Genomic DNA, 21,832 nt, shown 5'->3' with positions numbered 1-21,832 from the left:
GCCGATCCGGACGGGTGGAAGCCCGTCCGCTTTCGGCCTGCTTGGCTATTTGCCATCCCTTCGCCAGTAGAACCGAGCAATCCCTGCCTTCTTGACAGGCAATGCGGGCATGATGCAGAACTGAGCCCAGAAAAACGCGCGAAGAAGCCTGTTTGCGCGCGTGCAATCGTCATTGATCCGTTAATTTTTTGCAGCGATACTTGTGACTCCGCTGGCGGCTTTTACGCGCGGGTCTATCATACGGCCATCAAAATGCCCCCTTCGGGAGGATGTGTGGCCGCCGCCGAATCCGAAAGGGGAACTGATGGGTATGATGAAACGCGCCGTTGCCACAATTCTCGCGGCAAGTCTCGCTTCCGGTTTCGCCGCAGGCATCGCAAGCGCCAACCCCACCATCGTCGTCGACGCTGCCACCGGCCGGGTGCTGCAGCAGAACGATGCGACAAGGCCCTGGTACCCAGCCTCCCTTTCCAAGCTGATGACGGCCTACACCGTGTTCAAGGCGATCAAGGCCGGCCGTATCGACGGCGGTACGCCGATCGTGATCACGCCCCGCGCCGCCAGGCAGGCTCCGTCCAAGATGGGCTATCCCGTCGGCACCATGATTACCGTGGACGATGCCCTGAAGATGCTCGTGGTGCATTCCGCCAACGACATTGCCGTGGCGCTCGCGGAGGGTGTTTCGGGCTCGATCGACAAATTTGCCGACGAGATGAACGCCAATTCCCGGGCGCTCGGCATGGCGGAAAGCCACTGGGTCAATCCCAACGGCCTGCCTGATCCGCGCCAGGTCACCTCGGCGCGTGACATGGCGATCATCGCGGATGCGATCATCACCCAGTTTCCCCAGTATTCCTCGCTTTTCCAGATCCAGACCATTCAGTCCGGCGATCGCGTGCTGCGCACCCACAATGCCCTGGTCTATCGCTATCCCGGTACGGACGGCATGAAGACGGGCTTCATCTGCGCGTCGGGCTTCAACGTCGTGGCCACCGCCACGCGCAATGGTCGCAAGCTGATCACCGTGGTTATGGGCGCGCCGACGCCGAAGGATCGCACGAACCAGGCGGTGTCGCTGTTCGAGTCGAATTACACCAATTCCGGTGGCGGCTTCTTCACCAAGGCGCCTTTGGCGACGGATCTCAGGCCTTCGAGCTATCCCGGTCCGTCCGACATCCGAGACGTAGCCTGCGCCCGCAAGAAGGGTGGTTCGGCGGCGGCGGAGAACGCCGATACGGCCGAGGTACTGCCGGGCGAGCCGGGCGGCCCTCCCGTGACGGTGAGCCCCCTGTTGTCGAGCTGGGTGACGGCGCCGCCGATTTCCGTCGGCCCCTATCTGGGTACGCGCCGCCCGCTGTTCCAGTTTGCCGATGCGCCCGTCCTGCTCGACAGGCCCGCCAAGCCGGCCAACACCAAGCTGGCGGGCAAGAAGGGCCAGGTAACGGCAACCGGCTATGCCGATCCCGCCAAGAGCCTTGCCGTACCGTCTCAACTCACGGACCCCAAGCTCAACAAGGGCCGGAAAAACCTGAAGAAGGCGGAGGAAAAGCCTGCCAAGGCCAAGTCCGCCAAGGCGGTGAAGCCGGCCGATCCGAAGAAGAAAAAGAAGACGCAGCCGGAGGGGTGAACAACATGCCGGTCTTCGGGCCGGCATTCTTATTGCCCTCATCCGCGCTTCCTCGATGCCGGCCTGAAGACCGGCACACCGGACCGCCATGTCGCGTAACACCATCCTTTCCGGACTGAGCATCGGCCTGCTGGCTGCATTGTGCTACGGCGCCAACGTGCCCTATGCCAAGCTCGCCGCCCAGGCCGGCGCGAGCGGGCCCACGCTGGTATTCTACCGCGCATTCATCCTGGTGGCGTTGCTCGGCGTGCTCGGCCTTGGCCAGAGCCGGTCGCTGGCGGTGCCATCGGGCAGTCGCCTCGCAGTCCTGGGACTGGGGGTCGCCACCAGTTTCGTCGGCCTGTGCTACATCTCGTCGGTGGCCTTCATCCCGGTGGGCGTCGCGACGATCCTCTATTACACCTATCCCCTGATGATCCTGGTGGTCGCGCCGCTCGTGGACGGCGAGAGGCTGACGCCGGCGAGGCTCGGCATCTTCGCGCTGGCCTTCCTAGGCCTGTGTATTGCTCTGGGTCCGAACTTCACCGCGCTCGACTGGCGCGGGCTGGCGCTGGCACTGGCCGGCGCGCTCGCGGCGGCCGCCCAGTTCTTCTGCGCTGCAAGGGCGACCCGCGGTTCGACGCCCGTGATCGCGGGCTTCTGGACCCAGCTTATCCTCATTCCCATTGCGCTCGCCGGGTGCCTCGTCGCTGGCCGCCTCGACCCACCCACGGTTCTGGTCGCCGCCGGCATGCCCGCCGGCATGCACATCCTGCTTTTCGTGCTGGCCTTCGGCTTCCATCTTCTCGCCGCCCGGCTGACGCCGCCGGCCGCGCTGGGCCTGGTGTTCTGTGCCGAGCCGGTCGCCTCCATCCTGCTGGCGACGCAGGTGTTGGGTGAGAGCCTTGCCGTTGCCCAGGTCAGCGGCGGCGCACTCGTTCTCATCGCGGTGATGGCTTCGGTCCTCGCTGAAAGCCGCAAGCAGGCGGCGCCGGCATGAGCGTACCTGTCATCCCCGCCTTCGTGCTCACCGGCTTCCTCGGTGCCGGCAAGACCACCCTGCTCAATCGCATCGTCAGGGATCCGGCGCTGGCCGACACGGCCGTGGTGATCAACGAATATGGCGACGTGGCGCTGGACCATCTCCTGGTGGAGAAATCGGGCGACGGCGTCGTGCTGCTTTCCTCGGGGTGCCTGTGCTGCAGCCTGCGCGGCGACCTCCTCGACACGCTGGCCGACCTCGCAGCTCGCCGCGCCGCCGGCAGCCTGCCTCCCTTCGCCCGCGTGGTGATCGAGACCACAGGTCTCGCCCATCCAACTCCCGTGCTGCAGACACTGCTCGCCCCGCAGATCGTCGCTGCCGGCTATGCCCTTGCCGCCGTCATCGCCGTCGCGGATGCCCAGCGTGGCGAAGCGTTGCTCGACGCGCATGAGGAGAGCGTTGCCCAACTCGCAGTGGCGGACCGCATCCTGGTCAGCAAGGCGGATCTCGTGGCCGATCCATCACCCTTCACCGCCCGGCTGGCCGCACTCAATCCACGCGCCCGGATCGAGCGTGTCGAGGACGTGCTGCCGGCCGACCTGCTCTCCGCCGGTAGCCTTGTGCCGGCGGTCGCACGCAAGCCTCGGCCCTTCTTCAGCGCCCATGACGCATCGATCGCCTCCTTCGTGCTTGCCACTTCCACCGCCATGGAGCCTCACCGCTTCATCGCCTTCCTCGACGAATTGCGCGAGCGCTACGGCGAAAGCCTGCTGCGGCTCAAGGGATTGGTGAAGCTTGCGGACGATCCGCTCCGGCCCGTGGTCGTCCAGGGCGTGCAGCACGTGCTCCACGCGCCCGAGCGCCTGCCTGCCTGGCCGGATGCGGACGATCGCACCCGTATCGTGCTGATCACCAAGGGGGGCGACCGGCAAAGGATCGAGGACCTGTTCGCGGCCTTCTCCGGCGAGGTCCGCCTCGATGCGCCCGACCGTGAGGCACTGACGAACAATCCGTTGGCGTTCTGAGGTCGCCGGGACAGCCTCACACAGTGCCAGTGCCGATGATCCCATCGTGTTCCTGCCAGAAACTGACAGGGTGACTGGTTAGGCTCTCCTCGTTCCAACACGAGGAGGCCTTCATGCCGAACGTCAACTACGTCCTGCTTTTCGTCGACAGCCCACGCCGGAGTGCTGCCTTCTACCGCGACCTGCTCGGCCAGCAACCGGTGGAGGAGCAGGCCACCTTCGCATTGTTCGTCCTGGAATCGGGGCTTCGCCTGGGACTATGGAACAGGTACACGGCCGAACCCGCTCCCGTCGCGCAGGCCGGCGGTGCCGAGGTCGGATTCCAGGTAGCGGACGCCGCTGCCGTCGACAGGATATACGCCGAGTGGAGTGCAAGGGATGTCCGGGTGCTGCAGCAGCCCACCGATCTCGATTTCGGACGCAGCTTCGTGCTCCTTGACCCGGACGGCCACCGCCTCAGGGTGTTCTCGCCGGCGGCGTGACGGTTCCGTATCTTTGCCATCGCCCCACCTTAGCGTCTACGTGCGGTAGAGGCGATCAAACAGCATATGTCAATTTTACTGAGTTGCGAGCCAACATGGCGAAGCATTTGATGGTAACGAGGCAGGATCATGAGCTGCGCCTGACTGGCACCGGCGCCGACCAGATCCTGGAAATCGCGGCGCGCCGCCTTCGCTGCGAGTAAACGTTTCGTTCCAATACCGAACCGCGGGCTGGCTGAATGCATTCTGCTTTGCAATGGCTTGATGTCGATCGCCTCGTCATGACCCGCGGTTTGGGACCTATTGCGCCGCTACCATCTCCTCATGCGGGATCGGGCCTGGCGCCATGTCGCGGCGCCAGGGCGTGCGGCCCGCGAGCACGCCGGATTCATGCACGATCTCGGCGACATATTCCTCCTGGCGATAAGCCATCACATGCACGCCCGAGACGCCCTTGATCTCGCGGACCTGCTGGATGATGTCGATGCAGAGGCGCTTGCCTTCCTCCTTCTGGTCGGCGGCGCCTTCGAGACGCTTGATCACCGCGTCGGGCACATGCACGCCCGGCACGTTGGAGCGCATCCACTTGGCCGTGCGGGCCGAGGCGAGCGGCCCCACGCCGACCATGATGAAGCACTTCTCGTCCAGGCCCATGTCGCGGATGCGCGCCATGAAGCGCTCCAGCAGCGGCACGTCGAAGCAATATTGCGTCTGGATGAACTGTGCGCCCGCCTCGACCTTCTTGGCGAGGTTCACCGGGCGGAAATCGTAGGGCGGCACGAAGGGATTGGCCGCCGCGCCCATGAACATGGAGGGCGGCGTGGTGATCTTGCGGCCGGAGAGGAAGCGGCTTTCGTCGCGCATGGTGCGGATGGTCTGCAGCAGGGCGGTCGAATCGAGGTCGAAGACCGGCTTGGCCTCCGGATGGTCGCCGCTTTGCACGCCGTCGCCGGACAGGCACAGCACGTTGCAGACGCCGAGCGCGGCCGCTCCCAGCACATTGCCCTGGATGGCGATGCGGTTGTAGTCGCGGCAGGAGATCTGGAACACCGGCGAATAGCCCACGCGCGTCAGCAGGGCGCAGATCGCCACAGAGGACATGTGGCAATTGGCGCCGGAACCGTCTGTGGCGTTGATGGCGTCGACCCAGCCCTCGAAGGGCTTCACGCGCTCCAGCACATCGTCGGGATTGGCCGAATCGGGTGGGTTGAGCTCGGCTGTGACGGCGAACTCGCCGCGGCGCAGCACGCGCTCCAGCCTGCCGCGCGAGGAGTGGCCCGGCAGTTCCGGAAGGGGGGCGGCCGGATGCGGTCCGAAATCGTCGGGATGAGGCAGGCGGGTCTGGGTGCTCATGCCTTGGCTCCCCCGGTTTTGGCGCCATCGGTCTTGGCGGACGCAGCCTTGGCCTTGGCCGCCGCCGCGGCAGCTGCCTTCTCGGCCGCGATACGGGCATTGTAGCCCGACTTTTCCCTCGCCACCGACAGCCAGGACGAAGTGCCCTTCAGACGATGGTCGACGGGCTTGGCCGGAACGGTGATGGACGAACCCCCAGTCATCTTCTGCGAGCCTTCATAGGCCTTCACCCAGACGCAGGGCATCTCGGCATAGACCTCGCAGTTGCCATTGGCGCGCACGCCGCCGCAGGGGCCGTTGCGCAAGCCCTTTGGGCAGTTCATCGGGCAGGACATGCCGGTGGAGGAGAGAGCGCACTGCCCGCACATCTTGCAGTCGAACAGCGTGCCTTTCACCAGTTTCTCGATCCTGGCAACCGGCCGCTCCATGCGCTCCCAGCCGATGGCGGTGAAGACGGGGGCAAGCTTCACCAGTGTCCATTCGAGGGCATCGTACATCCGCTCCATGGCGGATGAGTTGCGGATGGCCCAGAATCGCAAGGCGAATTTCCTGGCGTCCCGCGGTGGCTTTCCGTTGGCTTCAAAAGCAGCAGGCGTGCGCATCGGCGGTAACTCGATTGGGAGAGCTAGCTGCTCTCTTTGCCGCCATTCTTGGCAAGAGCGACGAGCCGGGCCTTGTCATATTCCGCCTCGATCTTGGCAGCCGCTGCCGAAACTTCCGCTTCGAGGTCGTCGCCGCACTCGATGGGGGCGCTGCGGCGGAATTCGGCAAGGTAGTCGTCGGTCGCGGCGGCATCCGAACGCATGGCCGCCATGTCGACCGCCTCGCCGAAGCGCGAGCTCAACTCGCGTTTCGCGCTGGTACGGCCCTGCTTGGCTGCCACCATGGTGGGAATGTCGCGCCAATAAGTGATGATGAGCTGGGGCATGTCGGATCCTGGGGGCGCGGACATCCCGTCCGCTCATGAACAAACAACGATTTCGAAAGGAGGAGCCGGACAGGTTCCGCCCTTGCCTGCCACCGCCTCGTTTCCGAGAGTGGACAGGATGTCGGCGCTCCCAGCTAGAATGGTGTCCGGCTGCGGATCGCTGCGGCCAGAGTGCCCTCGTCCAGGTAGTCAAGCTCGCCTCCGACCGGCACGCCGTGCGCCAGTTTCGTCACCTTGACGCCGGTCGGGGCCAGGAGGTCGGTGACATAGTGGGCGGTGGTCTGGCCGTCGACGGTCGCGTTGAGCGCCAGCACGACCTCGCCGACGCGGCCCTCCGCCACGCGCGAGACCAGCTTGTCGATGGAAAGGTCCTCGGGGCCTACACCGTCGAGCGGGGAGAGCGTCCCTCCCAGGACATGGTAGCGAGCATTGACCACGCCGGCGCGTTCCAGGGCCCACAGGTCGGAAACGTCCTCGACCACGACGAGCAGAGAATCATCGCGGCGCGGGTCCGCGCACAGCGTACAGGGATCGGAAGTGTCGATATTGCCGCAGGTGGAGCAAACCACCACGCGCTCGCAGGCGATCTGCAGGGCCGAAGCAAGCGGCAGCATCAGCTGGTCGCGCTTCTTGATCAGCGTGAGAGCGGCCCGGCGTGCGGAACGGGGACCAAGCCCCGGCAGACGGGCGAGGAGCTGGATCAGGCGTTCGATTTCGGGGCCGGTCACGGATGGCATGGCGATCAGATAGGTGATTTGCCGCCTCTGCGCGAGGGATTTCAGTGCTCCCAGCGCCAAACTGCCACAATGCCCAATACTTGAGCACAAGTATCGCTTTGCGATATATCCGCGACTCCCGCTTGCGCCTCCTGGTTTGAAATGCCGATCCTTCCTTCCAAGCTATTCGTGCCGATCCTGGCCGGTGCGACCCTTCGCGACCGGTTGTTCGCCTGCCTCGGCGCCGTCGTCGGCATCGGCATTACCGGTCTCGTCTGCACCCTGGCCTTCGGGAGGGATCCGTATCTGCCCTACATCGTGGCGCCGGTGGGCGCCTCGGCCGTGCTCCTCTTCGCCGTCCCGGCGAGCCCGCTGGCCCAACCCTGGTCGATCATTGGGGGCAACACGCTCTCGGCGCTGGCGGGCATCGTCGTCTGCCGTTTCGTGCATGAGCCGCTGGCCGCGATCGGCCTCGCCGTGGGCCTTGCCATCGCGGTGATGTCACTCACGCGATGCCTGCATCCGCCCGGGGGCGCCGCGGCCCTGACCGCGGTGATCGGCGGGCCTGCCGTGGCGGCGGCAGGCTTCGGTTTTGCGCTCGTCCCGGTGGGTCTCAACTCGATCCTGCTGGTGGCTCTGGGATGCCTCTTCCATCGCTTCTCGCGTCACCCCTATCCGCATAGGCCGGCCCCCGTGCCGGCGAGCACGCATGGCACGCGCGATCCTGCCCCTTCGCAGCGCGTGGGCTTTCGTGGCGAGGATGTCGACGGCGCGCTGGAAGATCTCGGCGAGGCCTTCGATATCGATCGCGAAGATCTCGACCGCCTGCTGCGGCGGGTCGAGGAGCGTGCGCTGCTGCGCAGCCACGGCGACATTGCCTGTGCCGACATCATGTCTCGCGACGTGATCACCGTCGAACCTGAAACCAGCTTGCAGACAGCGCGCAACCTGCTGCTGGAACACAATATCCGTACATTGCCGGTGGTGAACGAGGCGGGCCGGCTTGCCGGTACGGTGGGCCTGCGCGAGGTTGTGCGGCTGGCCGACCGCGTCCATGAAGTCATGCGCGAGGCGGAGGTTGCCAGCCCGTCGGCGCCCGCCCTGAGCCTCCTCCCCCGCTTGACGGATGGCAGCGCCCATGCCGTGGTGATCACCGACGGCACCGGCCATGTCGTGGGTCTGGTGACGCAGACGGACTTGTTGGCAGCGACGGCGCGGCTTGCTGCGGACGCTGATCTCCGCCATTCATGAGGGCCGCGTCCGGACAGAAGCCGGTTGCCAGGAACCCGAACGCTGGTGCGGAAGGATACCTGGCGTCCAAGCTTCCCCGCGTTGAGATGATGCGCGCCATCTGAGCGAGGCGGAGAAAACCATGGCCTCATGCGCTGCCGGGCTCGCCGAACCATCGCGTGGCGGCCGCAGCGACTTCCCCACTGTCGGGAGCGCCTTGGCTGGCCCAGCCGACAAATCCATCGGGACGCACGAGCACGGCGCTCAAGCCCAGCCGTTCCCTGACGTCGCAAGCGACATGCCTGATCCGCCCGCCCCAGCGGCTGGCAAGCACCTGAAGCCATGGACGGGAGTCGAAATCCAGCAACAGGCCTTTGCCATCGCGCAGGATTTCTCCGATCCTCCTCCCATCCGCGAGCTCGAAATCGGGAACGCTGCGGCCCACGAGCGGGTTATCGCCGCCGAAATCGTAGCGAAGGGCAAGGCCCCACGCGCGCTCGGCGAAATAAGTCGCCCCGTCTCGCGTGCCGATGAGGTCGCGGATGATGGCCTCGAGCGCACGCGTGCTCCTGGTGGGGCGCATGAGCGCGACTTGCGCCCGTGACCAGTCCAGCACCCCGGCTCCCACCGGATGACGTTCGTCCTTATAGGTATCGAGCAGGCCGGCCGGGGCGTCCCCGCGGATCGTTGCGGCCAGCTTCCATCCGAGATTCGTCACGTCGCCGAGCCCGAGATTGAGCCCCTGGCCGCCCAGGGGCGAGTGGGTATGGGCGGCATCGCCTGCGAGCAGTATCCGCCCCCGGCGATAGGCGGTCGCCTGATGGGCGCGGTCGGTCCAGGTGGCGGAGAGCCGGAGGGTCGTCAGGGTGACGTCGGTACCAGAGACGCGGCGCAGCACGGACTGGACATGTTCGAGCGTGATTGGCCGGGTGCGGTGGAAAGCGCCTCCGTCGAAATCGACCATCGCGATCGTTCCGGGCCGTGCGTAGGTATACATGCCCGTTGGCGTGTATGTCCGGCCCGGCTGTAGTTTGCCCGGATCGTCCATCTCGACTTCGACGGAGTAGCCGGTGAATTCGGGATCGGTGCCGATGAAGTCGAAGCCGCCGGCCTTGCGAACGGTGCTGCGGCCGCCATCGCAACCGACGAGCCAGCGGCCGCGAAAGGTCTGCCCGGCGGCGCGGATGGTCACACCTTCGTCCGCCTGCTCCGTCTCCTCGACGGCCAAGCCACGCCGAATATCGACGCCGCCAGCGCTTGCCCGAGCCGCCAGAACGGTTTCGAGGGATTCCATGTCCACCATCATGTGGGTGCCGGCCGGGCTCGGCAGGCGATATGGCCATTGCGAGGCGTCGATATCGTCGTGGAAGAACTGGATGCCGGCGAAATGACCGGCCGGCCGGCGCTGCTGTTGCATCCAGTGGGCTGCAGCGCTGGTGGCGCCCGAAGCGTCGTTCGCGCGCTGCACCCCGGCGAGGGTGCCGAGCAGGTCGCGACGGTAGAAGGCTTCGATGGTGGGAGCCGAAAGGCCGCGCATTCCGAAGGGAAGGCGTTTCAGAGGCGAGCGGGGATCCTCGGCCTTCTCCAGCACCAAGGCCGAAAGGCCGAAGAGCCGCAGCTCACATGCGAGAAAAAGGCCGACGGGGCCGGCGCCGGCGATCACGACGTCATAATAGTCCGGGTGGTGGTTTTGCATGAACTGCTCCTGTGTCGATGTTCGACCGGAGCGTTCCTCGGGTTTGGGAACCACACGGACGAACGGTCGGACGCTTTCGCGGCATCCGCTGTTCGTCGTGGGGATCTCATGCACGAAGCCAAAGACCAGAGCTTTCGTTACCGAAAGGACTTGGGCTTACCAAACCAAGTCTGCCTTTTCCGACGCGGGGTACATAACATTGCCGCGATGGACCTGCAACGGACGCGGGCCCGGCTGTCGGAGCAACTGCTGGTTCCGGATCGCCGGGCTATGGCCCGTGGATGGCTGGGTCCATGCGCCCAGCCTCCGTCACGACGGCATCCATGCGGATGTCGTGGGGCAGCGGGTGGATCGTCCGGATCCCGAACATGGAATATCCTACCCCGATGGCCCGGCGCGTTTGCGGCAGAACCGCCAGGGTGCGGTCGAAATAGCCGCCGCCATAACCCAAGCGGTAGCCTTCCTCGTCGAAGCCGACGATTGGAGCAAGGGCGATGTCGGGCGTCACGACATCTTCCTTTTCCGGCACCGGTATGTTCCAGAAGCCTCGCTTCAGCTTCTCCCCGGGCTGCCAGCGGTGGAAGACGAGCGGCTTGTTCTTCTCTGCTACCACGGGCAAGGCCCCGATGGCCCCGCGCTCCAGGATCGAGGCAAGCCAGGCCCGCAGGTCCGGCTCGCCGCGCATCGGCCAATAGAGGCTGACGACCTTGCCCTCGAGCGTGGGCAGGAGCACGTCGAGATGGGCGGCGATGCGGCCCGCGTGGGCATGCCGCAGATCCGAAGGCATGGCGACACGCTGGGCCAGCAGCCGCTCCCTTTCGGCCCGGCGCCAGCGCATGATGGCGGCACGCTGCGCGGCCGGGCTGACATCGCCGAGGCCCCCTTCGCCAGGCGAGAGTTCGTGCAGGTAGCAGGCCGGCGAGGCGAGGTTATGCGGGTCTTCGTCGTGGGGTACGCTCATGGCGATGACCTCCTGAAGCGAGGTTAGGCCTCCCGTCCCGTCGGGCTTACCCGCAGGCGACGCGCTCCCGCCAAGGGCGGACATCAGCCACCATTGGCGTCGATCAGCTCGATCAGGCGGTCGCAGTCCGCCGCCAGCCGTCGCTCGTCCAGGTTGGTGATGCCGAGGAGCAGGCCGGTCCGGCGTGACGCCTGGTACCAGGGCGAGAGGGGCACCGGCGCCATCCCGTAGGGCAGCGCCTGGGCGGCGACGGCAAGATCGTCCGTGCTCGCCGACAGTTCGAGGCGTACGGACAGGCCGCCGGTCACGTAGACCTCCATGTCGGTGCGCCGATAACCGCGAAGGCGCTCCGCCAACGTCTCGCGCCGAGCAGCGTAGAGGCGCTTCATGCGGCGCAGATGCCGGAGATAATGTCCCTCTGCGAGGAATATTGCTGCCGCCCGCTGGATCGAGGCGGCGGGGGCCGGGAAAAGGGCTGCGGCAACATCGCCGAAACGCCCGGCAAGCTCCGCCGGCACCACCAGGAAGCCGAGCCGTAGGGCCGGGCTGATGGTCTTGCTGAAGCTGCCGGCATGGATGACGCGGCCATGCCCGTCGAGCGAGGCAAGGGCCGGGGCCGCACGGCCCCGGAGCTGCAATTCGCTGAGGTAGTCGTCCTCGATGATCCAGGCTCCGGTGCGCCGGGCCCACTCGAGGACGGCGAGCCGTCGGGGAAGCGACAGGGTGACGCCAAGCGGAGCCTGCTGGCCCGGCGTGAGGACCGCGAGCCTTGACTCGGGCGCGAGGCGCATCCCGGCTTCGACGTCGAGCCCATCGCCGTCGACGGGCACGGAAGTCGGGACGATGCGTGCGAATTCGAGGGCGAAGCGGGTGAGCGGGAATGCCGGGTCCTCGAGCCACGCCTGGCAACCGTCGAGCTGAAGGGCCCGCAGGGTCAGGCCAAGGGCGCCAGCATAGCCCGAGGTGATGAGAACCTGTGCCGGCGAGCATTGTATGCCGCGCGCCAGAGCGAGATAGGCGGCGATCTCCTGCCGAAGCTCGGGATGTCCCCGCGGGTCGGGATAGCTCACCGGTGCGGCCGCCGCCGCCCGAGCGCTCCGCGCCATGATGCGCGACCATAGCGAGAAGGGAAAGGCGTCCTGCGCCGGCACGCCCATCTGGAAGGCCGCGGGCGGGCGCTCGAAGTCCTGGAAGAACGTCGGCAACGGTGTGGTTTCGCGCGCGGGATCGGCAGTTCCGCGAGGCACGCCCTGTGAGACGACGCGCGTGCCCGCCGCCCCCATGCCGGCGATCAGCTGTTCGTCGGCGAGCTTCTCATAGGCGGCGCGGACGGTTCCGCGCGCCACGCCGAGCTGCGCGGCGAGATCGCGCCATGAGGGCAGTCGCGCGCCTCCGGCCAGGCGGCCGTCGCGGATGGCCCTGCTGATGCTGCGATGGATCTGGACCGCGAGGGGCTGCCTGGCCGCACGGTCGATGCTGATCTCGAACCTGTCCGTCATTGACCGGTATGGTACAGCATTTCATACAGGACTTGGTGCTTTTTTGTGATCCGAAAGCGATGCACCCTCCGCCCATCGAAATCATCGAGGATGAGACGATGTCTCTCAAGACAAGGCTTCAGGTCGCCTCTCTCGCGCTGGCGGCTGCGGTGGCCGCCAGCGGGGCCGATGCGCATGATACGAAGGGCGACGCCGTGGCGCCGGCCTTCCAGCGCCCCATTCCGAATACTCCCGGCAAGAGCCTGACGGCCGTGGTGGTTTCATACAAGCCTGGAGGCACCTCGCCGCCCCACACCCATGCCGGGTCGGCCTTTGTCTGGGCCTATGTGCTGTCCGGTTCGATCCGCAGCCAGGTCGATGACGGGCCTGCCAGGATCTACCACGCCGGCGAGAGCTGGTACGAGGATCCCGGGACGCACCACAAGGTGAGCGGGAATGCCAGCAGGACGAGGCCTGCCTCCCTTCTCGCCGTTTTCGTGGCCGACGGCGATGAAAAGACCCTGACCATCTATGACAAGGACAAGTGAGATGACCCAGCGCCTCGACTACAACGCCGCCGCCCCTGCCGGCATGAAGGCCCTAGGGGGCGTCTATGGCTATGTCGGCCAGAGCGGCCTGCCGAAAGCCCTGATCGACCTCGTCTACCTGCGCGTGTCGCTGATCAATGGCTGCGCCTACTGCATCGACATGCACACGCGCGACCTGATCAAGGGTGGCATGAGCATCGAGAAGATCGCCCTGACGCCGGTCTGGCACGAGGCGGGCGGCCTGTTCTCGAATCAGGAAGAGGCCGCCCTCAGATGGGCCGAGACGGTAACGAAGGTTGCCGAGACAGCCGTGCCCGACGCCGAGTTCCAGGCCGCCCGCGCGGTCTTCGGCGAGAAGGAGCTCGCCGACCTCACCATCGCCGTCGGCCTGATGAACATCTACAACCGCCTTGCCATCAGCTTCCGGGCGACGCCGCTGACGGTTAAGGAGAAGGAAAAGCAGAATTCAGCTGCATGAACAGGCCGCTGAGCGGCCAAGCGGCAACTCGGTTGTCGGCGTACTCAGAACGGCAGCTTCATGCCGGGCGGGATGGGCAGGCCGGCGGTAAGGGCGCCCATCTTCTCCTGCATGAGGCGGTCGCCCTTGGCACGAGCGTCGTTGTGGGCTGCGAGGATGAGGTCCTCGACGATTTCCTTCTCCTCGGGCTTGAGAAGCGAATCGTCCACGCTGACGCCCTTCATCTCGCCCTTGGCGGTGAGGCGCACCTTGACGAGACCGCCGCCGGCGACGCCTTCCACCTCGGTGCGCTCGAGTTCGGCCTGCAGGTCCTGCATCTTGGCCTGCATGGCCTGGACCTGCTTCATCATGCCCATCACGTCTTTCATGCGTGTCTCCTAAATGTCGTCGGCCGAGTAAGGCTCGGCATCGTCGGGGTCCGCCGCGTCGTCGGGCGCCGGCGGGAGGGATTGCGTGGCAACAGGGCCATTGTCGCGGACGTCGACGATCTCCGCGCCGGGGAAGCGCTCCATCACGTTGCGCACGAAAGGATGGGCGCGGATGCCAGAGAGCACCGCGGCCTGCCTGGCCTCGGCCTGCTCGCGCAAGGTGGATTCCCCGCGCTCGGAAGAGATCACCACCAGCCAGCGCTTGTTGGTCCAGTCGGACAGTTTGCGCGAGAGATCGTTGACCAGGCCTTGTGGCGAGCCCTGTTCCAGGGCGATGTCCAGGCGCCCGTCCGCGAAGGCCACCAGGCGCACGAAGCGCTCCAGCGCCAGCTTCAGCGGCAGGTCCCGTTTTTCCTGGGCCAGAGCCACCAGTTCGGCGAAGCTTGCAAGTTCGCGGGTGGGAAGGGCTGCGGCAGCGGTATCGGCCTGGGGAATTCGCATCGGCTGCGATTGGATCGCCGGCTGGGCGACGCTGGTGATCAACTGCGCACGCGGCGCCGACGGGGGCGGGCCGGAGGGGGGGGCGGACGGGGAGCGCGCCGGGGCGGTGCCGCCATTTTCCGTAAGCTGGCGGATCAACTCCTCGGGGGAGGGCAGGTCGGCGGCGTAGCACAGCCGTGCCAGTACCATGTCGGCGGCGGCGAGCGGCTTGGCGGCGGTCTGAGTCTCCGGAATGCCCTTCAGCAGCATCTGCCACTGGCGCGTGAGCACCTTCATGGAAAGCCGGCCCGCGAGTTCGCTGCCGCGCACCTTTTCGACCTCAGTGGCGGAGGGGTCCTTCGCGGCGGCAGGAGAGATCTTCACGCGCGTGACGAAATGGGTGAACTCCGCAAGTTCCGAGAGGACTACGGCGGGATCGGCACCCTGGTCGTACTGCGCGCGCAGTTCATCGAGCGCCGCGGCGGCATCGCCCCGCATCACCGCTTCGAACAGGTCGATCACGCGCGAGCGATCAGCAAGGCCTAGCATGGTGCGCACGCCCTCGGCGTCGATGCCGCCGCCACCATGCGCGATGGCCTGGTCGAGCAGGGACAGCGAATCGCGGACAGAACCCTCGGCCGCGCGGGCGATCATGGCCAGCGCCTCGCCATCGACGGTCACGTTCTCCTTCTCGCAGATACTCCCGAGATGACGCGCGAGCAGGCCGCTGTCGACCCGCCGCAGGTCAAAGCGCTGGCAGCGCGAGAGGATGGTGATCGGCACCTTGCGGATTTCGGTGGTGGCGAAGATGAACTTCACATGCGGCGGCGGTTCCTCCAGCGTCTTCAACAGGGCGTTGAAGGCGTTGGTCGTCACCATATGGACCTCATCCATGATGAGGACCTTGAAGCGCGCCGAGACCGGGGCGTAACGCACGCTGTCCGTGATCTCGCGGATATTCTCCACGCCATTGTGCGAGGCGGCGTCGAGTTCCATCACGTCGATGTGGCGGCTGTCGATGATCGCCTGGCAGTGGCGGCCGAGAGCCGGCATGTTGATGGTGGGCTTGCCGCCGCCCTCCTGCGGCTCGTAGTTCAAGCCGCGGGCGAGGATGCGCGCGGTGGTGGTCTTGCCGACCCCGCGGACGCCGGTGAGCATGTAGGCCTGATGGATGCGCCCCGTCTCGAAGGCGTTCGACAGGGTGCGCACCATGGCATCCTGCCCAATCAGGTCATCGAAGGTCTGGGGGCGATATTTGCGGGCGAGGACGCGATAGGGCTGGGTATCGGGCAGCTTGTTGTTCGCGTCTTCCATCAACTATCCCTCTAAGGGGGGCACCCGCGACGCGGCCGTAAAGATAGAGGTAGGAGGCTGGACGAAGACCCGCAGCGGTCTCGTTGGGGCTGCTTCCTTCCGGACCTGACCCGGTTGGCGAGTGTTGCGTCCACCGCCAACCTCCCGAGGCGTATATGAGGCATCGGCGTCCGAATGACAAGACGTCAATCGTTGATTCATGACCGGCGAGTGAACGGCGGGAGTTTCGACGTTTTTTCCGTAAAAAAACCGCTGCGGTCCAAAAAAACGTCTTGGACTTTGGCGCGCGAGCGACTATCTAGAAATACACAAATCGTTCGGGGCTGGCGTCGATAGTACGAGCTGGCTCTAGTGCGGGAAGCACTTTCAGTCGAACATCGAGCGAAGCGCTCGTTCGCCCCAACGGTAGAAATGCTCATTCCGGTTTCAAGAGCCAAGGTGGCGATCTGCCGGATGTGTGCTGCTGCGCGCGACGCAGGCGGAATCATGATTTTCCTGACCCGTGCGGTAACAAGGATGATGCTTCGACCATGACGATAGAGTCGCCATGGTGTCGCGAGTTCGCGCAGATTTATATTGGAGAATGAGACCAACCCATGAGGCAGGGACAGCAAAAGCGTATGCGCGGCCGTTCGCGCGGCGGTAAGGGTCCGAATCCGCTTAGCCGGAGCTACGAGTCGAACGGCCCCGACGTCAAGGTGCGCGGAACGGCAGCTCACATCGCTGAGAAATATGTCCAGCTGGCGCGTGACGCCCAGTCTTCCGGCGATCCGATTCTGGCCGAATCCTATCTGCAGCACGCCGAACACTATTTCCGCATCATCGCCGCCGCCCAGCCACAATATGGCAGCGAGCAGGGCTTCAGCCAGGGCGCCGACGACGAGGAAGAGGGCGATGATGCCGATTTCGAAGGACCGATTCCTTCGATGCCCCAAGGCTTCGGTGCACCGGCGAATCACGTCGGCAGCGGCAATGGTTCGGGATTCGACGAACAGCCCCGGCTGGTTCAGCCGGCGCGCGAACGCAACTTCGGTGAGGGCGGCCAGTCCTATCGCGAGCGTGAACCCCGTTTCCGCGATCGCAACGACCGCTTCAACGGCGAGCGCCTTCCGAGGGAAGACCGTCAGCCGCGCGAACGCAATTTCGGCGATCGCGGGGAACGTAACTTCGATGCGCCGCCCAACGGCTTCGTACCCGAGGGCGAGGGCGCCGGCGAGCAGCGCAGTTTCAATCCGCGCCACAACCGTCGCGATCGCCGCTATGGCGACCGTCCCGAGCGCCCGTTCCGCGACCGCAACAGCGACAGCGCGCCTTATGGCGAGCGCCAGCAGGGCGAGCGTGGTAGCTACCAGGAGCGTTCCTTCCAGCCGGCACCCGTCGTGCCTGTCGATCAGCCCCAGCCGGATGTAGGCGAGGACAACGTGTTGTCGACCCTGCCTTCCTTCATCACGGGTGCGCCGGTGGTGGCCTCCGCTCCGACCCCGACGGCAGCGCCCGCGCCGGCCGTCGCTCCTGCTGCTGCTCCGGTTGCAGCGACAGCAGAAGCCGCCGCGCCGGCGGTAGAAGGGGAGGGCGAGGCTCGCTTTCCCCTGCGTACGCGCCGTCGCCGCACGACCAAGCGTACAGCTGAGGCAAGTGAAACTGCGGAAGCGAGCACGGAGCCGGCTGACGAATAACAGGCCGACAACACGACATTGCACGATCCAACCGGCGGCTGCCTTCTGGCCGCCGGTTTTTTATTGTTCCGGTCCATGGAATTGCTGGAACCGGAATGCCGCCGGCCGGTTTAGTCCCTTATGACTTGCGCCGGTGCTGCAAATCGTGGTCCATAGAAATCTCCGCGATGAGCGGCGGATCCTGGGATCGATGGCGGAATGCGGTGATGCTGGCTCGATTGCAAAGACTGATACGCGGGTTTGCGCCGGGTGGTTCGGCGAAGCCTCGCTACGTCTTTGACGAGACCGACCACCGTGTGGCCGCTGCCGGTCTCCTCGTCTATGCCATGAATGTGGACGGTGTGCAGAGCCCCGCCGAGAAGAAGCGTGTCGAGAGCCTGATCCAGGAACGTTTTTCGCTCGACGCCGAAGAGACGCAGGCCCTCCTCGCAGCCGCCGGCGAGCGGAATCGGAACGCCCTCGATTTCAACGATTTCACCGGTATCGTGAAGCGCGCCTACAATGTGGAAGGCCGCGAACGCATCATCGAGATGATGTGGGAGATCGTATTCGCCGACCAGGTGCTGCACGAATTCGAGGACAATCTGGTCTGGCGCGTCGCGGAGGCGCTGGGGGTGCCGGTCCAGACGCGCAATGTCATCCGTGGCAGGGTCGCGGAGCGCAACGGCGTCACCCTCTCCGAGGCGAGCGAGTGAGCCGCCCGATAGCGCTCGTCACCGGTGCATCGAGCGGCATTGGCGAGGAACTCGCGAGGGCGCTCGCCGAGCAAGGCGAGGATCTCCTTCTCGTCGCCCGCACTGAAAGCGAGCTCATGCGCGTGCGGGGAGAGATCAGCGCCGCGACAGGACGTTTCGTTGCCATCCTTCCTCTCGATCTCGAACGTGCCGATGCGGTCGAGGTCATCCGGGAGGCGCTGAGCCGGCAGGATCTCAGCGTGTGCCATCTCATCAACAACGCCGGTTTCGGGCTGGCAGGCGATATGGCCGATCTGCCGGTCGCCGGGCAAGTCGGCATGGTCGACCTCAATTGCCGGGCCTTGCTGGCGCTGACACTCGCCTTCCTGCCGCAGATACGGGAGAACGGGGGCGGCGTGCTCAATGTCGCGTCCGTCGCCGGCTTCACACCGGGGCCCGGGCTGGCCGTCTACTATGCCAGCAAGGCGTTCGTGGTGTCGCTCACTCGGGCGCTGGCGTTCGAGGAGCGCGAGAGCGGCATCCGGGTCTGCGCGCTTTGTCCAGGTCCGGTGCCGACCAAGTTCGGAACGCGTGCCGGCTTCCACCTCTCCGGCGCAGTTGACCTTACAAGACCTTTGTCGGCAAAGGATGTTGCCCATATCGGCCTCGCCGGCTATTTCGGTCGTCGCACCATCGTTGTGCCGGGACTCATTCCCAAGCTTATGGTCGCGATATTGGCAGTGATGCCGACCCGCATCGTCTTGCCCGTACTGGCCCGGGCGCAGCGTCAGCGGCGGTCGCGATGAGGAGATATTGCCCTCCTCGTCGTCAACGTGCCACAGGCGCCTGCCAAAAGCCTTCCTTGACTTCCCTGCCGCGAGACGCCAGTTTCCGGCTCCTTTTTGTCGTCAGCGGACAACCATGCGCAGCTATCTCGATTTCGAAAAACCCGTGGCCGAATTGGAGGCCAAAGTCGAAGAGTTGCGAGCAATGGGAGAGTCCGGCGACGCGGTTGCGATCGGGGACGAGATCCAGCGCCTCGAGGTCAAGGCCAACCAGGCTCTGCGCGACCTCTACGCCCAGCTGACGCCATGGCAGAAGGCGCAGGTCGCCCGCCACCCCGAGCGACCCCACGCCACCGACTACATCAAGGCGCTGATCGAGGATTTCTCGCCTCTGGCCGGTGACCGGAAATTCGCCGAGGACGAGGCGATCATCGGTGGATTTGGACGTTTCCGCGGCGAAGCGGTCTGCGTGCTCGGCCATGAGAAGGGCTCGGACACCGAAAGCCGCATCCGCCACAATTTCGGCATGGCCCGGCCCGAGGGCTACCGCAAGGCGGTGCGGCTGATGGACCTGGCCAATCGTTTCGACCTGCCGGTCATCTCCTTCGTCGATACGGCCGGTGCCTATCCCGGCATCGACGCCGAGGAGCGCGGCCAGGCCGAGGCGATCGCGCGGTCCACGGATGCCTGCCTGGCGCTGGGATCGCCCAATGTCGCGGTGATCATCGGCGAGGGCGGTTCGGGCGGTGCCATCGCCGTCGCCGCGACCAACCGCGTGCTGATGCTCGAGCACTCGATCTATTCGGTGATCTCGCCGGAAGGCGCGGCCTCCATCTTGTGGCGCGATCCCGCCAAATCGCAGGATGCCGCCAACAACATGAAGATCACCGCGCAGGACCTGCTGAAGTTCGGTGTGATCGATGCCATCATCCCCGAGCCTACGGGCGGCGCCCATCGTGCGTCGGAGAAGGCGATCGAGACGACGGGCGATTTCATCCAGAATGCGCTGCGGGATCTCTCGGGGCAGCCCCGGGAGGCGATCATCCGGGCCCGGCAGGACAAGTTCCTCATGATCGGCCGGAGCTTGTAATACCGGGAGCTGACGGGATGTCCGCGTTCCCAGCTATCCCCTCAATGCTGCCGCCGGCGCCTGCCGGTAGGCCATGAAGGCCGGGACGAGGCCCAGCACGGCGGCAAAGCCCAGCAGAATCCCTGCAAGACTCCAATCTCCGCGCTCGAATTCCACAGGCAGGGTAAAGCCGCTCCAGGCCGATATCTGGTTCGAGATCGTCAGGGCTGCGGCATAGCCGAGAGCAAACCCGCAGGCGATGCCGATCGCCAGCAGAGCGAACAGTTCCAGCCAGACGATCGCCAGGACGGTGTGGCGCGGCGTGCCGAGGGCACGCAACGCGCCGATCTGGCGCCGGCGCTGGCCGATGTGGATGACCGTCACGAACACCAGCGCCGCGGCGACGAGGAGTTGCGCTCCCGCCGCCACCGCCACCAGCACCGCACGGGCATCGCCCAGTGTCGCATAGAGCCGGGTGAGCACCTCGGCCGGGAAGACGGCGAGCGTACCCTCACCTCGGTAGGCCTGGCGCAGCTTGTAGGCGTCGGCGAGCGTTCTGGGCTTCACGAGCAGTGCCGGTGCGCCGGGGATGTCGCCGGCAAAGGTCTCCACGATCGGAGCGGCAGGGTCGAGCGCGGGCTCGTGCTCGTCATGGCCGGCCTCGTGGCCGGCGGCGCCGTGGCCATGGTCCTCCTCGCCGAGGCCGTGGATATGCCATACGGCCTGGATCGGCACCAGAATCGCGCGATCCCAGGCCGTGCCGGTGGGCTTGAGGCGGCCGACCACTTCATAGGCCAGGGCGGTGTGGGTGTGCCCTCCTTCTTCCGGCGCGCCGTGAGCGGGCTTGATGCGGGTCCCGAGCGTAACCCCGGCGCTGGCTCCCGCCACCGCTTCGCCCTCCGCCTCGAAAAGGCGTCCCTCGGCGAAGCCGTCGGCAAGGCTGTTCACCAGCACCCTCGTGGTGCCCACGATCTGCCGGCCCCGGTAGGAGTCGCCGAAGCCGATCGGCGCCACGAAGGAGACACGGGGATCCGCCGCGAGCTTCTTGAAGACCTCGCCGGGCAATAGCGGCAAGGGCGAGGGCTGTAGGAAGACGGAGGAGAGGACGAGCTGTGTCTCGCTGCCGGGTGCCCCGATGACGAGGTCGAACTTGTCGGCGGCGCGGGCACTGCCGAGCCGCATCGCCCGCTCCTGCAGGATGACGCCGACGCCAAGAGCCGTCGCAAGAGCTACCAGGAGGACCACGGCGAGCGCTCCGGGCCACATCCGGCGCAGGTCGGCGAGAATGAACCGGGTCATGCGGCGGTCCTCGCCTGAGTGTCGGAGACAACTCCACCGGCTGAGAAGGTCAGGCGGCGGGCAAGCCGATCCGTGAGCCTTGCGTCGTGGGAGACGACGATGAGCGTGCTGCCCGACTCCCGGGCCAGTCCGAGCAGGAGACTGCCGACGTCAGCGCCGCTTTCGGCGTCGAGGCTGGCCGTCGGCTCGTCCGCCACCAGGATGGCGGGGCTGCGCAGGAGTGCCCGGGCGATGGCGACACGCTGCATTTCGCCGCGCGACATGGTCTCTATCGCCTGCCGGGGCCTGTCCAGGCCGACGCGTGCAAGCAATGCCCGGGCACGCGCGAGGCTTGCCCGGTCAGCGCCGCCCGACAGCCGAAGCGGCAGCAGTACATTCTCCAGCGCCGAAAGCCCCGGAAACAGGTGGAAGTCCTGCATCACCAGGCCGATATTGCGGCCGCGCCAGCGGTCGCGCGCCCCTTCGGAGAGGGCGGCGATATCCGTGCCACCCCAGAGGACGCGGCCCCTGCACACGCGCTCCAGTCCGGTTACTACATTGACGAAGGTGCTCTTGCCGGAGCCGGAAGCGCCCGTGATGGCGACCTGGCCGCCGGCGGGAATGGCGAGCCGCTCGATTCGCAGCACCGGTGCGGGAAGGCCGGGATAGTGGATCGCGATATCTTCGAGCTGCAGGCCAAGCATG

The 21,832-nt window shown here is 66.0% G+C and carries 22 protein-coding genes and 1 other RNA gene; 11 read left to right on the top strand and 12 right to left on the bottom strand.

Going from position 1 to position 21,832, the window contains the following annotated elements; all coding sequences use genetic code 11:
• Window positions 1–304 precede the first annotated feature (304 nt).
• The 4 genes from AC6H34_RS07865 (at window position 305) to AC6H34_RS07850 (ending at window position 4,095) form a co-directional block, all read left to right on the top strand.
• Window positions 305–1,627: a D-alanyl-D-alanine carboxypeptidase family protein gene (locus tag AC6H34_RS07865; RefSeq protein WP_497538421.1), complete on the top strand. Its 1,323-nt coding sequence runs from the start codon at window positions 305–307 to the stop codon at window positions 1,625–1,627.
• An 88-nt stretch (window positions 1,628–1,715) separates the two neighbouring features.
• Complete coding sequence (locus AC6H34_RS07860) at window positions 1,716–2,606, top strand: DMT family transporter (protein WP_448150514.1); 891 nt, start codon at window positions 1,716–1,718, stop codon at window positions 2,604–2,606.
• Entirely contained in the window at window positions 2,603–3,613 is a 1,011-nt protein-coding gene (locus AC6H34_RS07855; RefSeq protein WP_497538420.1) for a CobW family GTP-binding protein, read from the top strand. The genes AC6H34_RS07860 and AC6H34_RS07855 overlap by 4 nt, the downstream gene beginning before the upstream one ends.
• A 113-nt stretch (window positions 3,614–3,726) precedes the next feature.
• Entirely contained in the window at window positions 3,727–4,095 is a 369-nt protein-coding gene (locus tag AC6H34_RS07850) for a VOC family protein (protein WP_497538419.1), read from the top strand.
• 300 nt (window positions 4,096–4,395) lie between these two features.
• Here AC6H34_RS07850 and AC6H34_RS07845 read toward each other — a convergent pair whose 3' ends face one another.
• The 4 genes from AC6H34_RS07845 to recR all read right to left on the bottom strand — a co-directional run bounded on the left by AC6H34_RS07845 (window position 4,396) and on the right by recR (window position 7,113).
• Complete coding sequence (locus AC6H34_RS07845) at window positions 4,396–5,448, bottom strand: methylenetetrahydrofolate reductase (RefSeq protein ID WP_497538418.1); 1,053 nt, start codon at window positions 5,446–5,448, stop codon at window positions 4,396–4,398.
• Window positions 5,445–6,050: a methylenetetrahydrofolate reductase C-terminal domain-containing protein gene (locus AC6H34_RS07840; RefSeq protein WP_448150517.1), complete on the bottom strand. Its 606-nt coding sequence runs from the start codon at window positions 6,048–6,050 to the stop codon at window positions 5,445–5,447. The genes AC6H34_RS07845 and AC6H34_RS07840 overlap by 4 nt, the downstream gene beginning before the upstream one ends.
• Window positions 6,051–6,073: 23 nt before the next feature.
• Window positions 6,074–6,376, bottom strand: coding sequence for a virulence factor (locus tag AC6H34_RS07835; RefSeq protein ID WP_497538417.1), 303 nt, complete (start codon window positions 6,374–6,376; stop codon window positions 6,074–6,076).
• 134 nt (window positions 6,377–6,510) lie between these two features.
• Window positions 6,511–7,113, bottom strand: a complete 603-nt coding sequence (recR, locus tag AC6H34_RS07830; RefSeq protein WP_448151393.1) for a recombination mediator RecR — start codon at window positions 7,111–7,113, stop codon at window positions 6,511–6,513.
• A gap of 141 nt (window positions 7,114–7,254) precedes the next feature.
• Between recR and AC6H34_RS07825 the strand changes: the two genes are divergently transcribed.
• Complete coding sequence (locus AC6H34_RS07825; protein WP_448150519.1) at window positions 7,255–8,343, top strand: HPP family protein; 1,089 nt, start codon at window positions 7,255–7,257, stop codon at window positions 8,341–8,343.
• A 127-nt stretch (window positions 8,344–8,470) separates the two neighbouring features.
• On the opposite strand, the gene AC6H34_RS07820 is transcribed toward AC6H34_RS07825, so the two are convergent.
• From AC6H34_RS07820 to pdxR, 3 genes are all read right to left on the bottom strand, one after another.
• Entirely contained in the window at window positions 8,471–10,018 is a 1,548-nt protein-coding gene (locus tag AC6H34_RS07820) for an FAD-dependent monooxygenase (RefSeq protein ID WP_497538416.1), read from the bottom strand.
• 268 nt (window positions 10,019–10,286) lie between these two features.
• The gene (locus AC6H34_RS07815; RefSeq protein ID WP_448151394.1) at window positions 10,287–10,979 is read right to left on the bottom strand and encodes a 5-formyltetrahydrofolate cyclo-ligase; all 693 of its coding nucleotides are present in this window, start codon (window positions 10,977–10,979) and stop codon (window positions 10,287–10,289) included.
• Between the two features lie 83 nt (window positions 10,980–11,062).
• Window positions 11,063–12,478 (bottom strand): MocR-like pyridoxine biosynthesis transcription factor PdxR, encoded by a 1,416-nt coding sequence (gene pdxR, locus AC6H34_RS07810; protein WP_497538415.1) that lies wholly within the window; start codon window positions 12,476–12,478, stop codon window positions 11,063–11,065.
• 98 nt (window positions 12,479–12,576) lie between these two features.
• Between pdxR and AC6H34_RS07805 the strand changes: the two genes are divergently transcribed.
• Both AC6H34_RS07805 and AC6H34_RS07800 read left to right on the top strand, forming a co-directional pair.
• The gene (locus AC6H34_RS07805; protein ID WP_497538414.1) at window positions 12,577–13,005 is read left to right on the top strand and encodes a cupin domain-containing protein; all 429 of its coding nucleotides are present in this window, start codon (window positions 12,577–12,579) and stop codon (window positions 13,003–13,005) included.
• Between the two features lies 1 nt (window position 13,006).
• Complete coding sequence (locus AC6H34_RS07800) at window positions 13,007–13,483, top strand: carboxymuconolactone decarboxylase family protein (protein WP_497538413.1); 477 nt, start codon at window positions 13,007–13,009, stop codon at window positions 13,481–13,483.
• 44 nt (window positions 13,484–13,527) lie between these two features.
• Here AC6H34_RS07800 and AC6H34_RS07795 read toward each other — a convergent pair whose 3' ends face one another.
• The 3 genes from AC6H34_RS07795 to ffs all read right to left on the bottom strand — a co-directional run bounded on the left by AC6H34_RS07795 (window position 13,528) and on the right by ffs (window position 15,791).
• Entirely contained in the window at window positions 13,528–13,851 is a 324-nt protein-coding gene (locus AC6H34_RS07795) for a YbaB/EbfC family nucleoid-associated protein (protein WP_448150525.1), read from the bottom strand.
• A 9-nt stretch (window positions 13,852–13,860) separates the two neighbouring features.
• Window positions 13,861–15,645: a DNA polymerase III subunit gamma/tau gene (locus AC6H34_RS07790; RefSeq protein WP_448150526.1), complete on the bottom strand. Its 1,785-nt coding sequence runs from the start codon at window positions 15,643–15,645 to the stop codon at window positions 13,861–13,863.
• A 48-nt stretch (window positions 15,646–15,693) separates the two neighbouring features.
• Window positions 15,694–15,791: signal recognition particle sRNA small type (ffs, locus tag AC6H34_RS07785), an RNA gene on the bottom strand.
• A gap of 450 nt (window positions 15,792–16,241) precedes the next feature.
• On the opposite strand from ffs, the gene AC6H34_RS07780 reads away from it, so the two are divergent.
• The 4 genes from AC6H34_RS07780 to AC6H34_RS07765 all read left to right on the top strand — a co-directional run bounded on the left by AC6H34_RS07780 (window position 16,242) and on the right by AC6H34_RS07765 (window position 19,870).
• Window positions 16,242–17,321: a DUF4167 domain-containing protein gene (locus AC6H34_RS07780; RefSeq protein WP_497538412.1), complete on the top strand. Its 1,080-nt coding sequence runs from the start codon at window positions 16,242–16,244 to the stop codon at window positions 17,319–17,321.
• Window positions 17,322–17,527: 206 nt separating this feature from the next.
• Window positions 17,528–18,016, top strand: coding sequence for a tellurite resistance TerB family protein (locus AC6H34_RS07775; protein WP_448150528.1), 489 nt, complete (start codon window positions 17,528–17,530; stop codon window positions 18,014–18,016).
• A complete protein-coding gene (locus tag AC6H34_RS07770; protein WP_497538411.1) occupies window positions 18,013–18,801 on the top strand; it encodes an SDR family NAD(P)-dependent oxidoreductase in 789 nt (262 codons plus the stop codon). The genes AC6H34_RS07775 and AC6H34_RS07770 overlap by 4 nt, the downstream gene beginning before the upstream one ends.
• A 115-nt stretch (window positions 18,802–18,916) precedes the next feature.
• On the top strand, window positions 18,917–19,870 hold the full coding sequence (locus AC6H34_RS07765) for an acetyl-CoA carboxylase carboxyltransferase subunit alpha (RefSeq protein WP_448150530.1): 954 nt from the start codon (window positions 18,917–18,919) through the stop codon (window positions 19,868–19,870).
• Between the two features lie 33 nt (window positions 19,871–19,903).
• Here the strand turns inward: AC6H34_RS07765 and AC6H34_RS07760 are convergent, their stop codons facing one another.
• Both AC6H34_RS07760 and AC6H34_RS07755 read right to left on the bottom strand, forming a co-directional pair.
• Entirely contained in the window at window positions 19,904–21,148 is a 1,245-nt protein-coding gene (locus tag AC6H34_RS07760; RefSeq protein WP_497538410.1) for an ABC transporter permease, read from the bottom strand.
• Complete coding sequence (locus tag AC6H34_RS07755) at window positions 21,145–21,831, bottom strand: ABC transporter ATP-binding protein (RefSeq protein ID WP_497538409.1); 687 nt, start codon at window positions 21,829–21,831, stop codon at window positions 21,145–21,147. Before AC6H34_RS07755 ends, AC6H34_RS07760 begins: the two co-directional genes overlap by 4 nt.
• Window position 21,832 lies beyond the last annotated feature (1 nt).

The sequence above is a fragment of the Labrys sp. ALF-8 genome (assembly GCF_059699065.1).
Note: the sequence above shows the minus strand (reverse complement) of the source record. Positions and strands in the feature narration are given on the sequence as shown.

Coding starts and splice junctions, on each gene's coding strand:
- pdxR (WP_497538415.1), bottom strand. CDS start 12,478: ATGACGGACAGGTTCGAGATCAGCATCGACCGTGCGGCCAGGCAGCCC.
- AC6H34_RS07820 (WP_497538416.1), bottom strand. CDS start 10,018: ATGCAAAACCACCACCCGGACTATTATGACGTCGTGATCGCCGGCGCC.
- AC6H34_RS07825 (WP_448150519.1), top strand. CDS start 7,255: ATGCCGATCCTTCCTTCCAAGCTATTCGTGCCGATCCTGGCCGGTGCG.
- AC6H34_RS07805 (WP_497538414.1), top strand. CDS start 12,577: ATGTCTCTCAAGACAAGGCTTCAGGTCGCCTCTCTCGCGCTGGCGGCT.
- AC6H34_RS07845 (WP_497538418.1), bottom strand. CDS start 5,448: ATGAGCACCCAGACCCGCCTGCCTCATCCCGACGATTTCGGACCGCAT.
- AC6H34_RS07860 (WP_448150514.1), top strand. CDS start 1,716: ATGTCGCGTAACACCATCCTTTCCGGACTGAGCATCGGCCTGCTGGCT.
- AC6H34_RS07835 (WP_497538417.1), bottom strand. CDS start 6,376: ATGCCCCAGCTCATCATCACTTATTGGCGCGACATTCCCACCATGGTG.
- recR (WP_448151393.1), bottom strand. CDS start 7,113: ATGCCATCCGTGACCGGCCCCGAAATCGAACGCCTGATCCAGCTCCTC.
- AC6H34_RS07795 (WP_448150525.1), bottom strand. CDS start 13,851: ATGAAAGACGTGATGGGCATGATGAAGCAGGTCCAGGCCATGCAGGCC.
- AC6H34_RS07800 (WP_497538413.1), top strand. CDS start 13,007: ATGACCCAGCGCCTCGACTACAACGCCGCCGCCCCTGCCGGCATGAAG.
- AC6H34_RS07815 (WP_448151394.1), bottom strand. CDS start 10,979: ATGAGCGTACCCCACGACGAAGACCCGCATAACCTCGCCTCGCCGGCC.
- AC6H34_RS07850 (WP_497538419.1), top strand. CDS start 3,727: ATGCCGAACGTCAACTACGTCCTGCTTTTCGTCGACAGCCCACGCCGG.
- AC6H34_RS07775 (WP_448150528.1), top strand. CDS start 17,528: ATGCTGGCTCGATTGCAAAGACTGATACGCGGGTTTGCGCCGGGTGGT.
- AC6H34_RS07765 (WP_448150530.1), top strand. CDS start 18,917: ATGCGCAGCTATCTCGATTTCGAAAAACCCGTGGCCGAATTGGAGGCC.
- AC6H34_RS07790 (WP_448150526.1), bottom strand. CDS start 15,645: ATGGAAGACGCGAACAACAAGCTGCCCGATACCCAGCCCTATCGCGTC.
- AC6H34_RS07855 (WP_497538420.1), top strand. CDS start 2,603: ATGAGCGTACCTGTCATCCCCGCCTTCGTGCTCACCGGCTTCCTCGGT.
- AC6H34_RS07755 (WP_497538409.1), bottom strand. CDS start 21,831: ATGCTTGGCCTGCAGCTCGAAGATATCGCGATCCACTATCCCGGCCTT.
- AC6H34_RS07760 (WP_497538410.1), bottom strand. CDS start 21,148: ATGACCCGGTTCATTCTCGCCGACCTGCGCCGGATGTGGCCCGGAGCG.
- AC6H34_RS07780 (WP_497538412.1), top strand. CDS start 16,242: ATGAGGCAGGGACAGCAAAAGCGTATGCGCGGCCGTTCGCGCGGCGGT.
- AC6H34_RS07840 (WP_448150517.1), bottom strand. CDS start 6,050: ATGCGCACGCCTGCTGCTTTTGAAGCCAACGGAAAGCCACCGCGGGAC.
- AC6H34_RS07865 (WP_497538421.1), top strand. CDS start 305: ATGGGTATGATGAAACGCGCCGTTGCCACAATTCTCGCGGCAAGTCTC.